At 67.0% G+C, this 13,466-nt stretch carries 19 protein-coding genes; 4 read left to right on the forward strand and 15 right to left on the reverse strand.

The genetic code is table 11. From position 1 onward, the window contains the following. Positions 1-113: 113 nt before the first annotated feature. Positions 114-467: an ArsR/SmtB family transcription factor gene (locus tag ITJ54_RS01960; protein ID WP_055950155.1), complete on the forward strand. Its 354-nt coding sequence runs from the start codon at positions 114-116 to the stop codon at positions 465-467. 27 nt (positions 468-494) lie between these two features. Here the strand turns inward: ITJ54_RS01960 and ITJ54_RS01965 are convergent, their stop codons facing one another. Continuing rightward, positions 495-980 (reverse strand): DUF4396 domain-containing protein, encoded by a 486-nt coding sequence (locus tag ITJ54_RS01965; RefSeq protein WP_200919307.1) that lies wholly within the window; start codon positions 978-980, stop codon positions 495-497. 197 nt (positions 981-1,177) lie between these two features. On the opposite strand from ITJ54_RS01965, the gene ITJ54_RS01970 reads away from it, so the two are divergent. The 3 genes from ITJ54_RS01970 to ITJ54_RS01980 all read left to right on the forward strand — a co-directional run bounded on the left by ITJ54_RS01970 (position 1,178) and on the right by ITJ54_RS01980 (position 3,432). Further along, complete coding sequence (locus tag ITJ54_RS01970) at positions 1,178-1,642, forward strand: hypothetical protein (protein WP_055950158.1); 465 nt, start codon at positions 1,178-1,180, stop codon at positions 1,640-1,642. A gap of 112 nt (positions 1,643-1,754) precedes the next feature. Next, the gene (locus tag ITJ54_RS01975) at positions 1,755-2,357 is read left to right on the forward strand and encodes a DUF305 domain-containing protein (RefSeq protein ID WP_082473852.1); all 603 of its coding nucleotides are present in this window, start codon (positions 1,755-1,757) and stop codon (positions 2,355-2,357) included. 379 nt (positions 2,358-2,736) lie between these two features. Continuing rightward, on the forward strand, positions 2,737-3,432 hold the full coding sequence (locus ITJ54_RS01980; RefSeq protein ID WP_146245334.1) for a hypothetical protein: 696 nt from the start codon (positions 2,737-2,739) through the stop codon (positions 3,430-3,432). Positions 3,433-3,540: 108 nt separating this feature from the next. Here the strand turns inward: ITJ54_RS01980 and ITJ54_RS01985 are convergent, their stop codons facing one another. The 14 genes from ITJ54_RS01985 to ITJ54_RS02050 form a co-directional block, all read right to left on the reverse strand. Then, positions 3,541-4,179 (reverse strand): TlpA family protein disulfide reductase, encoded by a 639-nt coding sequence (locus ITJ54_RS01985; RefSeq protein WP_194625644.1) that lies wholly within the window; start codon positions 4,177-4,179, stop codon positions 3,541-3,543. Next, positions 4,179-4,865 (reverse strand): DsbA family protein, encoded by a 687-nt coding sequence (locus ITJ54_RS01990; RefSeq protein ID WP_055950170.1) that lies wholly within the window; start codon positions 4,863-4,865, stop codon positions 4,179-4,181. The genes ITJ54_RS01985 and ITJ54_RS01990 overlap by 1 nt, the downstream gene beginning before the upstream one ends. A 16-nt stretch (positions 4,866-4,881) precedes the next feature. Next, positions 4,882-6,102: a M23 family metallopeptidase gene (locus ITJ54_RS01995; protein WP_111108198.1), complete on the reverse strand. Its 1,221-nt coding sequence runs from the start codon at positions 6,100-6,102 to the stop codon at positions 4,882-4,884. Continuing rightward, positions 6,099-6,695, reverse strand: a complete 597-nt coding sequence (locus tag ITJ54_RS02000; RefSeq protein ID WP_194625645.1) for a copper resistance CopC family protein — start codon at positions 6,693-6,695, stop codon at positions 6,099-6,101. The genes ITJ54_RS01995 and ITJ54_RS02000 overlap by 4 nt, the downstream gene beginning before the upstream one ends. A 14-nt stretch (positions 6,696-6,709) precedes the next feature. Further along, positions 6,710-7,291 carry a M23 family metallopeptidase gene (locus ITJ54_RS02005; protein ID WP_146245333.1) on the reverse strand — a complete coding sequence of 194 codons (582 nt, stop codon included), beginning with the start codon at positions 7,289-7,291 and terminating at the stop codon, positions 6,710-6,712. Positions 7,292-7,625: 334 nt separating this feature from the next. Beyond that, positions 7,626-8,039 (reverse strand): hypothetical protein, encoded by a 414-nt coding sequence (locus tag ITJ54_RS02010; protein ID WP_055950183.1) that lies wholly within the window; start codon positions 8,037-8,039, stop codon positions 7,626-7,628. A 62-nt stretch (positions 8,040-8,101) separates the two neighbouring features. Then, complete coding sequence (locus ITJ54_RS02015; protein ID WP_111108196.1) at positions 8,102-9,025, reverse strand: cation diffusion facilitator family transporter; 924 nt, start codon at positions 9,023-9,025, stop codon at positions 8,102-8,104. Positions 9,026-9,050: 25 nt separating this feature from the next. Next, positions 9,051-9,737: a cation diffusion facilitator family transporter gene (locus tag ITJ54_RS02020; protein ID WP_111108195.1), complete on the reverse strand. Its 687-nt coding sequence runs from the start codon at positions 9,735-9,737 to the stop codon at positions 9,051-9,053. Next, complete coding sequence (gene cmtR, locus ITJ54_RS02025; RefSeq protein ID WP_055950191.1) at positions 9,734-10,087, reverse strand: Cd(II)/Pb(II)-sensing metalloregulatory transcriptional regulator CmtR; 354 nt, start codon at positions 10,085-10,087, stop codon at positions 9,734-9,736. The genes ITJ54_RS02020 and cmtR overlap by 4 nt, the downstream gene beginning before the upstream one ends. A 42-nt stretch (positions 10,088-10,129) precedes the next feature. Continuing rightward, on the reverse strand, positions 10,130-10,867 hold the full coding sequence (locus tag ITJ54_RS02030; RefSeq protein ID WP_055950195.1) for a cytochrome c biogenesis CcdA family protein: 738 nt from the start codon (positions 10,865-10,867) through the stop codon (positions 10,130-10,132). After that, the gene (locus tag ITJ54_RS02035) at positions 10,864-11,355 is read right to left on the reverse strand and encodes a signal peptidase II (protein ID WP_055950198.1); all 492 of its coding nucleotides are present in this window, start codon (positions 11,353-11,355) and stop codon (positions 10,864-10,866) included. The genes ITJ54_RS02030 and ITJ54_RS02035 overlap by 4 nt, the downstream gene beginning before the upstream one ends. Positions 11,356-11,375: 20 nt before the next feature. Beyond that, a complete protein-coding gene (locus ITJ54_RS02040) occupies positions 11,376-11,987 on the reverse strand; it encodes a cadmium resistance transporter (protein ID WP_055950201.1) in 612 nt (203 codons plus the stop codon). Next, the gene (locus ITJ54_RS02045; RefSeq protein ID WP_200919308.1) at positions 11,984-12,322 is read right to left on the reverse strand and encodes an ArsR/SmtB family transcription factor; all 339 of its coding nucleotides are present in this window, start codon (positions 12,320-12,322) and stop codon (positions 11,984-11,986) included. The genes ITJ54_RS02040 and ITJ54_RS02045 overlap by 4 nt, the downstream gene beginning before the upstream one ends. Before the next feature lie 203 nt (positions 12,323-12,525). Continuing rightward, positions 12,526-13,173 (reverse strand): recombinase family protein, encoded by a 648-nt coding sequence (locus ITJ54_RS02050; protein WP_323741561.1) that lies wholly within the window; start codon positions 13,171-13,173, stop codon positions 12,526-12,528. Between the last annotated feature and the right edge of the window lie 293 nt (positions 13,174-13,466).

Raw genomic sequence — 13,466 nt, forward strand, 5'->3', positions numbered from 1 at the left:
CTGGTCCTTCACGGATCGAGCGGGAAGCCGAAAGCCGGCCCGCACATCGAAGCACGTCGATATCGATGAACGCAAATATAGACGCGTGTCGAAGCCCGTGGGAGGATGAGCCCATGACGATCGAGCTGCTCCCCATCCAGGACGTCACCGCGTGCTGCTCGCCCGTCACCACCGAGGCGATGGATCAGGCGTCCGCAGAGGTCCTCGCGAAGTCGCTCAAGGCGATCGCTGACCCGGCACGGCTCCGGCTGATCTCGATGGTCGCCGCGCACGACGGCGCCGAGGCGTGCGTGTGCGACCTGCAGGAACCGCTTGGCCTGTCGCAGCCGACCGTCTCGCACCACCTCAAGGTGCTCGTCGACGCCGGAATCCTGCACCGCGAGAAGCGTGGCACGTGGGCGTACTTCTCCCTCGTCCCCGGCGCCCTCGACACCCTCGCCGGCCTCATCGCCGTGCCGGCAAAGTAGGCCGAACCCGCGTAGCCGCGGATCTCCTCAGTGGTGGCCGTGAACGACGGCGTGACCGCGCCCGCGGCTGATCATCCATCGATTGACGGGGGTGGTGACGATGAATGCAACCAGGAGCGAGAACGCGAGGGAGCTCCAGAACAGCCAGTCGCTTAGCTGCGCGTCCATGGCGCCGGGGACAGCGACGATGACTGTGTTGTCGATGATCTCCATGATGGCGATCGACACGGTGTCGGCGGCGAGAGCGACTTTGAACGCGGCGGAGAACGTCAGTCCGGATCGGATGACGCCGCGCATCGTGAGGGCGTAGCCGAAGATGAACGCGAGCACGATCGACAGGATGATCGTCCCGGTGTTGTGCAGGCCGGTGGCGGTGCCGATGACCATGCCGAGCACTTCGCCGATCGCGCACCCGGTGAGGCAGTGCAGCGTCGCTTGCGCAGCCATCGACCAGGTCGTCGCCCCGTGACTGCCCTTTTGTTCGGCCATCTTGTGGTCCTCGTGCGCGTTCATGGTGCTCCTCGTCGGTCGCTGTCAACGTCTCGTTCTGGTACCCCCAGGGGGTACCCTAGACGTCTAACGCCGATTCCCGTGATGTGTTCCCAAGCTGATCCGTGTGGCCGTGAATCCGCTCCGCCGGTTGCTTCCGCTTGAGCTGCTGCCGCACCATGGATTCCGCACCCCTGACCCGTCGGACTCACGAAAGCCGCATGTTCCTCACCGCCAATGCTCCGCGTCGTCGCCTGCTGCTGCAGGTCATGGCGACGTTGGCGTTGCTGCTGTTGATCGGATTCACGGTGCTGATGCACAGCATGCTCGGCCACACCACCGGCTCCGAGCACGCGATGACCACGGCGTCGAGCGCCATGAGTGCGGAGCACGGCCACAGCGCTCCCACCGGCCACGCTGAGCACGCCGCTGTACCGGCAGGCACCGTGATGACGGGGTTGAGCGACGCCGGGTGTGACGGCGGGCTGTGTTCGCTGATGTGTTCGCTGATGGGGATGGCGTGCGCGCTGACAATCGCCCTGTTCGCGTGGGCGCTGCTGCGCGCCCGGAACGGCGGGGTCCTCTACGTCCTGGCGCGGCTACTCGCGCTGGTTGACCGGGTGGCGCGCCGCGTCGCGACAGCGAAACCGCCGTCATTGACGGCGTTGCAGGTCATTCGCATCTGATTCCTTCCCGCGGGATACACCCACCTCGGGAGGCTCCCGCATGCCCGGAAACCCCGGGTAGGCACACGCCTGCCCGGATCACCTGACGCATCCACGGGAACGGAAACTTCTCATGCACACCACCACGCGTGCCCTCGTGGTCGCCTCCGCATTCACCATCGGCCTCACCCTCGCCGGCTGCTCGACCAACAGCACCGGATCTTCCGACAACTCGTCCTCGTCGTCGACATCGGCGGCGTCGAAGCGCAACGACCAGGACGTGATGTTCACGCAGGAGATGCGCGCGCACCACCAGCAGGCGATCGAGATGAGCGACATGCTCCTGGAGAAGGGCTCCGACGTTGACGCCGACGTCGTCACCCTCGCCAAGCATATTAAGGCCGAGCAGACGCCGGAGATCAAGACCATGACCGGCTGGCTGAAGACCTGGGGTGAACCCACCGATACCTCGACCATGTCCGGGATGGATCACTCCGCGACGTCGGGCGGCATGATGTCCGACCCCGACATGGAGGCCCTCGACAAGGCGTCCGCTGCGGACGCGGGAAAGCTCTACCTCGAGCAGATGGTCGAGCACCACACCAGCGCCGTCGACATGGCGGGAGCCGAAATCGACAAGGGCAAAAACACCGGCGCGGTCGCCCTGGCGAAGTCGATCGTGTCGAGCCAGACCGAGCAGATCACCCAGATGAAAGACATACTCGCGTCGATGTGAGACCGGCGCGGGTCGCGGCGGTGCCTCCCTCACTGCCGCGGCCCGCGACCGATCCCACCTTCTTCTCTCACTCGACTGCGATCGAGCCCCTTTGTGGAGAATGTGCATGCCCCGCACCGACCCTAGACGCTCACCCCGTCCGGGCGGACCTTCGCCGTCAACCCAGTCGGCTTCGGCCGAGCACTCCTGCACCGCCAAGTCATGCCCGGCGGCAGCAACCCCGTCGATCCATCAGACGCCGGGTTTCCCCCTGACCGCCTGTCAGTCCTTGAGCCACGCGGCGACTACGAAAACAGAGCAAATCACCAATGAGAATGGAATCGAACGTGACCGACTCAATGACACGCCGCCCCGAGGCTGACGAGCGGACGGCCAGCTGATGGCATCCAAGAGCGAGCGCCGCGAGAGCGCGCGGCAGAAGGCAGCGGATCGCGCCGCAAACCAGCGAAGCGATCAGCGCCGTCGGCGGGTGCTGCTCGGCGCGGCCATCACTGTGACGCTTGCCGTCGGCGCAACGATCGGCGGGTTCGCCATCGCCGGGCAGAATCACGCTGATGCGTCGCGCGCAAACCAGGTGACAGGGAAGGAGGTCACGACCGCACCACCGTGGGCTGCGCCAACAGATCCGTCTGCTCGAGCACGTGCCGCCGGGTTGGAGGTGGCCGGCATGGAAGGCACAGCACTCCACACGCACCAGCATCTTTCCATCACCATCGACGGTGTGCCCGTGACCGTGCCAGCAAACATCGGCGTTGACACGCAAAGCGGAGGGATGTCTGCGCTCCACACGCATGACACTGCGGGCATCATCCACGTGGAATCAGCAAAGGCTGAGTCCTTCGTCCTCGGGCAGCTCTTCACCGAATGGGGCGTTGCGCTCGAGGACCGTCAGGTGGGTGGCTACGTCAACGGACGGGACGGCACCGTGGTTAGAGTGTTCGTGAATAATGAGCAGACGTCGACCCCGCTTCCGAAGCTCCGACTCGAGGACCGGGACGACATTGCGATCGTCATAACCACTGACGGAGCGACTCCAACTGCGCCGGCCCCCTTCGACTGGGCTGCTGCAGAGTAAGGCCCCTCTCGTCTTGGTAGGCGGTCGGCTACCAAGACGGGAGAACTTCGCCGCAAACGTCCGTCAGTGTGAGCGCAGTTGTTCGGCTCCTTGCCGTCGAAGCGGAGGTCAGTCACGAAGTTCGTCGCGGACGAGCGCAGAGAGCGTTCCAACACCGTCGATGGCTCCGAGTATTCGGGCGGCGACGCGGCCCTTCGTGTCGAGGACGATGGTGGTGGGAACGGCGTTGGGTGCCACCTGCCCGGAGAGCGCGAGCTGCATCCGGCCCTCGTTCGCATCAATGATGGACGGATAGCTGACCTTGAAGCGCCGTTCGAAAGCTTCCGCGGTGGAGCGCTGGTCGCGGACGTTGACGCCAATGAACTGCACGTCTTGGTTTTGGAAACGTTCGTTGACGGCGTTGAGGTGCTTCGCTTCGGCGCGGCATGGTGGGCAGCTGGCGTACCAGAAGTTGATGACGACGACGGTGCCGGCAAGAGCGTCGGAGTTGAAGCGGGTGCCGTCGCTGGCGGTCGCATCGAAGCTGATGGGGTCGGTCCGGCCGGCGGGCGGTACCTGGGTGACAGCGCCGTCGCCGGAGACGTAGTTCTGGGTTGTGCTGGACTTGTACTGTCCAGAAAGGCCGTCGTTGCTGCTGTCCGAACAGCCCGTGACGGCCAGCGCGACCAGGAGAGCGGCTGCGCTGGCCAGCGTGCCCCGGTAGCGGTTCGAGCGGGGACGGTGCGCCTGTCCGATGCGATTCGCCATCAGCCATCCTGCCGCTCGAGCGCAGTGGTGAGGGCTTGTTCGAGGTCGTCGTAGGTGCTGAGTTGCACGAGCTCGCCGTCAACAAAGAACGAAGGGGTGCTCTGCAGCCCGCGGGCGGCACCGTCAGTGACATCTCGTTGAATGCGGTCGCGGACGCTCTTGCTGGCGACGTCGCGGTCGTACTGGTCCAGGTCGAGGCGGAGGTCTTCGGCGTACCCGCGGAACCGGTCGGCTTGGGAGTCGGTTCCACGTTCACCCCACTCGGCTTGTGTGGTGAACATGCGCTGATACATGGGTTCGAGCCGGTCTTGCCGGGCAGCGGCTTCGACCGCGTTGGCGGCGTTGCGGGCGTTGCCATGGCCCGGGAGAGGGAAGTAGCGGAACGCGAAGGTCACTTCGCCGGCGTAGTCCTTCCGGAGCTGTTCGACGTAGGGGTAGAACGCGCCGCACGCTTCGCATTCGAAGTCCAGGAACTCGACGACGGTGACGCCGCTGGTGCCGGGCGTTCCGAGGATGTGAGTGTCGTCACGGACGAGCGGCGCGGCAGGCGCCGTGGTCGTGTCCCCGGCGGTCGGGGTGGCGGCGTTGGGTGTGCTGACGCGGATGATGACGGCGATCACGACGATGAGGACGACGAGGCCGGCGATGATGCCGGAGGTGATACCGATACGGGCACTACGTGTCATGGCGGGCTCCTAGGGTTTAGACGCCGCGGGCGTTGAGGAACGGTGTGGGCGAGATGGCGGCACCGTTTTGGCGGATCTCGAAGTGGAGGTGGCAGCCGGTGGAGAGGCCGGCGTTGCCGACGGCGGCGATGTTCTGCCCGGCGCTGATGCGTTGGCCGGCGCGGACGAGGATCCCTCCGGCGAACATGTGGGCGTAGTTGCTGGTGACGCCGTTGCCGTGGTCGATGGTGATGAGGTTCCCGTATCCGCCGTAGGGGCCGGCGTAGGTGACGGTGCCGGCGGATGCGGCGTAGAGGCCGGTGCCACACGGGGCGCCGAAGTCGTCGCCGGCGTGCATGCGGTAGTAGCCGAGCACGGGGTGCAGGCGGTTCCCGTACGACTGGTACGACCCGTATGAGGTGATCGGCATCGTCCACCCGGACGTCGACACTGCCCCCGGATTCGCGGCCGGCTGCGGGCGTGCTTGCGCGGCACGGGCGGCGGTGGCCGCTGCCGCGGCACGGGCCGCCGCAGCGCGTCGACGTTCCGCTTCCGTGTACGCCGCCTCGGTGCTGAGGGTCCGGTTACGGAGGACAGCGAGCTGATCGGTGAGTTCACGCTTCCGGGTGCGCTGCGTCGCTTCCGCGGCCGCCGCCTGGTCCGCAGCGGTGGTCGCCGTTTGGAAGGTCGCTGCAGCGTCGTCGCGGAGCCGGTCGCGGGCCATTCGTGCGGCGGCGGCTTGCCGTCCGAGCGCGGTCGCAGTGCCGGCACGGGTGGCAGCGTCCTCGAGGGCGGCGTTCATCGTGTCGGTGACTTTCGCCGCGGTGCCGAGCCGTTCGAGGAGGTTTCCGGTGTCGGTCCCGACACTGACGGACAGGTCACGTCCGGCGGAACGGGATAGGTAGCCCGACCAGGACGCGATCTGCTCTTCTGCGCCGGCGGCGTCTTCGCGGGCGCGGGCGGCCTGCTCGGTGAGCTTGTCGTAGCGGCCGGCAGCCTCATCGGCAGCGTCTTGGGCTTCCTGCAGCTCCTTGCCGCGCGCTTTGGCCGCTGCAGCCGCGGTAGCGGTCTCATCCTCGAGCGTGGCGATGAGTGCGGTCAGTTCGGCAGCTTTAGCCGTCGCGGCTGCTTCGTCGCCGCGGGCTGCGAGCACGTCGGCCCAGGTCGGTGCCGGTGCTGCGGCGGCAGTGGGTGCGGGAAGAACAGCGCCCACGATGGCGGCGGCGGTCACCGCGGCAATGATGCTGCGGCGGATCATTCGGTGCTCTTCGGTCGGCGTCGGGTGATGAGCAGCACGGCGATGATCGCGAGGATCAGCACCGCGGTCAGGCCTGCGAGTACCCACACCGCGGGCCCGGTGTCGCGCGCACTGTCTGCAGCGGCCGCAGGCGTGCCGGACGGTTCCGTGGCGGATGCCGGCTCCGGGGCAGCTGATGCCGTCGGCGTGCTGGTGGGGGTGCTGGTTGGAACGGTGGATGTTCCGATGGAAGTGAACTGGTAGGTGCCGGAAATGGGGTGACCGTCGACGGAGACGCTGCGCCAGCCGAGGTTGTACGTGCCGGGCTTGGTGAGGTCGACGGGTTTCGTCAGGGTGCTGCCATCCACACGGACCGTGCCGGTGGAGGTTTCAGCACCATCGGGCCCGGTGACTTGAATGATCAGGCCCGATTCCAGACCGGCGAGTGGGGCTTCGGAGAACGTCAGGGTGACCTGGTCGAGATCGCCGGAAACGGTGCCGTTCACGGCCGGTGTCGCCGAGGCGAGCGCGTCGTGCGCAGCAGCCGGGGCGGCAGGTACGAGCAGCGCCGTGGCAAGAGCGATCGGGAGGAGGGTGAGGGCGCGCAGACGCACGGGAAAGCCTTTCGTCATGACATCGCGGCGGCGTTGGCGCGCAGCCAGGCAGCGGGGTCGATTGGGGTGGTGCCGTTGGCGTGGACCTCGAAGTGCAGATGGGCGCCCGTGCTGCGGCCGGAGGAACCGACCAGGCCCACCAGATCCCCGGCGGTGACTGGCTGACCGGCGGACAGCGGTGAGGAACCGATGACCATGTGTGCGTACAGGGTCGAGACCAGTCGGCCGTTGACGCGGTGGTCGATGACGGCGTACTGGCCGAACTCCGAGTGCCGGCCGGCGATCCGGACGACGCCATCGGCGACGACCTGGATCGGAGTGCCGGCGCCGGGCACGAGGTCGAGCCCCTGGTGGTTCGTTGAGCAGGTGGCGCACGGCGCCAGCCGGTAGCCGAAGCCCGAGCTCAACGGCGCGCCACCGGGGAACGGCCACTGCACCGCCCCTGGCTTCGACGCCCCCGGAGCCGGCGCCGAGCCTTGCTGCGCCACCGCCGCCGCGGCGCGGGTGGTGACCGTGAAGCCGTCTCGCTGCAGGGTCGGGTCGAGCGCCGATGCTGCGACGGTGAGGCTCTGGCCGTTCAGGGCCGGTGCGACCACAGCCTCCGGCGTAGCTGCTGCAGCGGTGTGCGCCGGGAGCGCCGCGGATGCGAAGAGCACCATCACAGCGGCAGCGCCGGTCGATGCCACCACGGAAGGCGCCGCCCGTCGGCGACGGGTTCGGTCTGCGCGGTTCGGTGAGGTGCTGCGCGCGGGTCGACGTAGGCCGCGGGCTGCGGCGCGTTCGGCGTCGAGGGCGGCGCGGCGAGTGAGGTGAGTGGGCAGGAAAGGGGTGCGGATGGTGGTGGTCACGGTTCCGATCAAGCGATTCCGGGGCGAGTGCGGGCAGGGCACGGCTGACGACCCCGATGATCGGGGTCGCCCGGAAGACTGATCAGATGCGGGCGATGGCGAGCCCGGTCAGCGATACCGCAGACCACCGCTCAAACGTCCGCGGCGGTCGCACACGGGCGAGGACCCGGGACAGGGCGAACAACGGCCTCTGGCGCTGCCCGATGCGGCTTGCGAGGGCGAGGGTGATCGCCGTCGTGATGACGAGAGCGACGAGCCCAAGTAGGGCGCAGAAGATGCCGCCGACACCGTCGTGGGCATCGATGTGCACCGTCGGCGGTTCCACGTGCCCGACGTTCGCGGTGCTGGCCGTTGCTGCGGTGAGGGTCGTGACGGCGGTGTCAGTGTGAGCTGCGTTGTTCTGCAGGGTGACGGCGCCGAGTAGCAGCAGGACGGCAGCGACGACCGCGGTGACTGCGCGCAGCAGCCGGAGCGAGAGGTCACGAAGTGTCGTCATGGGAGTGGTGGCCATACCAATAGGCCGCATCCATTGTCACTGATGCTGTCAAGCTGCACAGTTCAGGCGTGCGGGGTGTGTTCGTGGTCCCGGTGGGTGGCGGGTTCGAGTTGGAAGGTGGAGTGCTCGACGCTGACGTCGAAGTGCTCCGCGACACACGCCTGCAGCTGGTCGAGGATCTCCGGGGCGTGGCCGTCGCGGAAGCAGTCACGGGTGATGGTGACGTGGGCGGTGAGGATGGGCAGCCCAGATGCGATCTGGGAAGCGTGCAGATCGTGTACCGCTTCGACGTGTTCGAGCGCCTCGAGGTGGGCGCGGACGTCGTCGAGGTCAAGACCGGCAGGGGTGGTTTCCAGCAGCACGTTGACTGCGTCCCGCAGCAGCACGAACGCGCGCGGCAGGATTAGCACGCCGATGAGGATCGCGGCGATCGCGTCGGCGCCGCCCCAGCCGGTGATGGCGATGACGATCGCGGCGATGATGACCCCGACCGAGCCGAGAGCGTCGTTGACGACCTCGAGGAACGCGGCCCGCAGGTTCAGGTTCGCTCCGCGCCCGGAGGCGAGGACGAGGATCGACACGAGGTTCCCGGCGAGGCCGATCACGCCGAAGATCAGCAGTCCCGCGGACGGGATCTCCGGCGGTGTGACCAGACGCTGGATGCCCTCGACGAGGACGAATAGGCCCACCGCGAGCAGGACCGCGGCCTGCGCGGTCGCGGCGAGGACTTCCGCTCGCGCGTATCCCCAGGTGCGGCGTGAGGTGGCGGGCCGCATCGCGAGGGTCGTGGCGAGGAGCGCGACACCGAGCCCGCCGGCGTCGGTGAGCATGTGGCCGGCGTCGACCAGCAGTGCCAGGGACCCCGTCCAGATCGCTCCGATCACTTCGGCGACGAGGACGGTGCTGGTGATTGCGAACGCGATCGCAAGCCGTTTCCGGTTGATGGTGCTGCCGTGAGCGTGAGCGTGAGCGTGGTCGTGTGTCATCCGATTCTCCGTCGGTTAGGCGGTGTCAGCAGCAGTGGTCGTGGTCGTCGTGGTTTTCGCGTTCCCCGGTGAGCACTGAGGCAGGAACGGCGCAGGCTTCACCGCGCCACGCTTCGAGGCCCTCGCGGACCGCGAAGACGACGATCACAAGTCCGGCGACTGCGTCTGCCCACGCCCACCCGAAGAGGGTGTTGAGCAGCAGTCCGATCAGGACTGCGGCGGAGAGGTAGGAGCAGATCAGCGTCTGCTTCGAGTCCGCGACGGCGGACGCGGACCCGATCTCCTTGCCGGTGCGGCGCTCGAACAGGCTCAGCCCGGGCATCACCAGTAGCGAGACTGCGGTCAGGATGATGCCGACGGTGGAGTGCTCTGGGGAGCGGACACCGGTCAAACTCAGGATCGCGTCGATGCTGACGTAGAGCGCGAGTCCGAAGAAGGACACCGCGATCACCTTCAGTGCGACCCGTTCTCGTGCCTCCGGATCTGGGCCGGCGAACTGCCACGCGACGGCTGCGGCGGAGAGCACCTCGACGATCGAATCGAGACCGAAGCCGATCAGCGCGGTCGACGAGGAAACTGTGCCGGCGGCGATCGCGATGATCGCTTCGATGACGTTGTAGGTGATCGTCGCAGCGACGATCCACCGGATGCGCCGCTGCAGGATCCGCTTCCGGTCCGGCTGCAGCGTCCCGACGGCGTTCGTGGCGGTCATGCGGAGACCTCGCAGCTCATCTCGACTTCGCAGTCGTCTTCAACACAGTCGGCACCGTCATCGACGGCGAGGACGACGTCGAGCAGGGCGTGCAAGGCTGCCCCGATGTTCGGGTCAGCGATCTCGTAGCGGGTCGAGCGCCCCTCCGGGACCGCGACGACGATTCCGCACCCACGCAGACACGTCAGATGATTCGACACGTTCGACCGCGTCAGGCCGAGCGTTTCTGCGAGGCGTCCCGGGTATCCGGGGCCACTGAGGAGTTCGAGCAGGATGCGGGATCGAGTTCGATCGGTCATCGCCCGGCCGAGGCGGTTCATGACGTCGACGCGCGAAGCACTGGTCAGCATGCAATGACAATACAGCAGGCACTGACCTGTTGAGGGGGTTGTTTAGAGGAGGGTGACGTACTGCCCGATCTGCGCTCCGATGGTGTACATCAGCGAGGACCAGAGGCCCGTGACCATGAGGACGCCGATCAGGATCAGTACCCCGCCACCGATCAGGTTCACCGTGCGCATGTGTCGCTTGATCCGGGTGACTGCGGTTGTGGCCCAGCTTGCGCCGAGGGCGAGGAACAGGAACGGGATCCCGAGTCCGAGGCAGTAGGCGATGCCGAGGAGGACGCCGTTCCACGTGCTCGCCGCCTGCAGGCTCAGCAGATTGATTGCGGTGAGTGTGGGGCCAAGGCATGGAGTCCACCCGAGCCCGAACACGATGCCGAGAAGGGGTGCGCCGGCGATGCCGGTGGCGGGTTTCCAGCGTGGTTTCAGGGTGCGCTGCAGGACGCCGAAACGGCCGATGAATACGAGCCCCATGATGATCACGAAGCCGCCGAGAATCTGGGTTAGGAGGTCGCGCCAGCGGATCAGCCAGAAGCCGAGCGCGCCGAACGCTGCGGCATAGGCGACGAAGATGACGGTGAAGCCAAGGATGAACAGGAGCACCCCGAGGATGAGTGTGCTGCGGCGGCGTTGCTCGGCGACACCGCCGATGAAGCCGAGGTATCCAGGGACGAGTGGGAGTACGCACGGCGACAGGAAGGACGCCAGGCCGGCGAGGAGCGCCACCGGGACGGCGACGAGCAGCTGCCCGCTGAGGATCGCTTCCGCGAAAGGGTTCCCGCTCACGCCGCCCCGTCCCTAGATGTGGGCTCATCGAAGTGTGGGTTCGGCAGGAGGAACCGAAGGGCGAATCCGGCGATGCCGAGGGTGGCGAAGATGTCGGCGACGTTGAAGATCGCGAACCAGTCGACATTGATGAAGTCGACGACTTCACCGGTGAGCGGACCGTTCTCGGCGCGGGTGACTCGGTCCCAGAGGTTGCCAGCTGCCCCGCCGACGGCGACGCTCATCAGCCCTGTTGCGATCATGTCAGCTCCGCGAACCGCGCGGACGACTGCCCATGTCGTCAGGCACAGCGTAAGCACGATGATGCCGACCGCGAGCGGCGGACCCATGTTCCGTCCGAGGCTGAAAGCGACGCCCGGGTTGAAGACGAGCTGGAAGGTCATACCCGGCGCCAGCTCGATCACTCGCGACGGACCGAGCCCAGTGAGCGCCCACGCCTTCGAGAGCTGGTCGATGGTGAGCGCGGCGGCGGCGATCAGCAGCACCACAGCGACACGGCTGGTCGCTCTCATGACAGGACGTCGATGAGGCGCGCGATCACGCCGGATTCGATGAGGATGTAGAGGCCCAGGCCGATGAAGACGGCCGGCACGAGCCAGTGCTCGATCTTCTCGAGGGCTTCCGTGACGGTCTTGTTCGTGCCAACGAAGCGAGCGACGAGACACCACACCGCAACGAGGACGAGGAACACCGCGATCGTGACCACCGTGTCGGGGATCGGTGCTGTGCGGAATACGGGCGTGTACAGGGAGATGTTGTCGGCGCCGTTGGCGATGGTGATGCCGGCGACCCCGAGAAGCCCGCCCGCGCGCACCGCCGCGTCATCGTCGTCGTCATCTTCGCCACGTCGGCGCAGTGCACGGATCAACCCGACCAGGCCGATCCCGAGGGGAATGAGTCCGAGGAAGCCGACCCACTGATCGGGAACGATGGTGAGTCCAGCGGCAGCGAGGACGCTGATCGCGACGAGCGCAATGAAGCCGGCGTACTGGCCAATGACAACTTTCCACCCCGGCAGCGTGCCGCGCGTTGACGCGAGGAACAGCACCGTCAGGACCACGATGTCATCGATGTTGGTGGCAGCAAAGAGGCCTACCGCTCCTGCGATGGTGCCGATCATCGGGCATCGCGCCCGTAGGTCGAGCACAGGTCAACCTTGTGTCCGGTCGCTTCGAGCAGCAGCTCGGCAGTTTCGAGAACGTCGATGACCTCGGGGGTGCTCACCGAGTAGAAGTTCTGCCGTCCGTCTGCACGGGCAACAATGAGCCCGCAGTCCCGAAGGCACGCAACGTGCTCTGAAACTGTCGACTGGGCCAGGCCTAGCTCGTCCGTGAGATCCCGCACGCGCGCCTCGCTTCGGCTGAGTCGGCGCAGGATGATCAAGCGGTTCGGCTCAGCGAGCGAGTGGAATAGGGAGACGGCGGCGGTCATGTCTGCGGTCATCGGCATCGGCATCGGCCGATCATATCGGAAACCACCGATCATGGAGACCCGTTCTCGATCTCGTGCCAGAAACCTCCGTTTGTGGCACATCTCTCGTTCCGGCGTGCGCAAAGCGCGCCGCGCCGGCGTTACACGTAGCTGTGAGCAGCTTCGCTCTGTGTCGTCGTTTTCGCGGCGGTCGGTGTCGGGCTCAGCCGCGCGCGTCCCAGCGCTGGCTACAGGTTGGGTGAGGGCCTGGACCGCCTCGCGGTGACTGGTTCAGTGTGACGGCCGAGAGCCCGGTCGATGGTGGTGGGGCTGACGCGGAGGACGTCGCCGATCTGCGCGACGGTCATCGCTTGCTGCTCGTCGAGCCGGCGCGCGGTGCGCACCTGGTCCACGGAGAGCCGCGACGGACGGCCACCGGTCCGGCCGCGGGCTCGGGCGGCGGCACGGCCGGCGTTCGTGCGTTCCTTGCTGAGGTCCCGTTCGAACTCCGCCAGTGCGGCGAAGACGTGGAACACGAGCCGCCCGCCGGGCGAGGTGGTGTCGATGGTCTCCTGCAGCGACCGGAGCCCGCTGCCGCGCTCGGCGAGGGCGTGCAGGTGGTCGATGAGGTGCCGGATGGAGCGACCTTGCCGATCGAGCCGCCAGACGACGAGGGTGTCGCCGGCGCGGAGCTGGTCGAGGAGCTTGTCGAGCTCGGGCCGGTGTCGGAGCGAGCCGGAGATGGTGTCGACGAACACGCGGCAGCAGCCGACGGCGTTGAGCACATCGATCTGCAGCGACGCGTCCTGGTCGGTGGTGGACACGCGCGCGTACCCGAGGAGGTGACCCGTGAGGAGAACGGAGCGAAACTCGACCGACCGGCGCGGTAGCGGCACGTGGATGCAGGAACTGGGTTTCGCTCCAAGACACGCCGGTCTGAGCCACGCTCCGACCTGCTCAAGCTCCGGTGCAGCGGAATCGGAGGTGTTTGTTACGTGGGTCGCGCTTGCGCGGCGAGCCGGAGTGCTTGCACGGAACGGAAGTGTTGTTCCGAGCGATGGCGGCCGTTGGCGGGAGACGGATGTGGTGCTGCGATGACCGGGAGGAGTCGGGGGTGCTCGTCCAGGGTGAGGTGTCGCATGACGCCGTCGAGGGCGACGGCCCCGTACGTGACGATCGCAGTGAGAGC

It is taken from the genome of Curtobacterium sp. VKM Ac-2865 (assembly GCF_015350905.1).
Lineage (GTDB): Bacteria > Actinomycetota > Actinomycetes > Actinomycetales > Microbacteriaceae > Curtobacterium.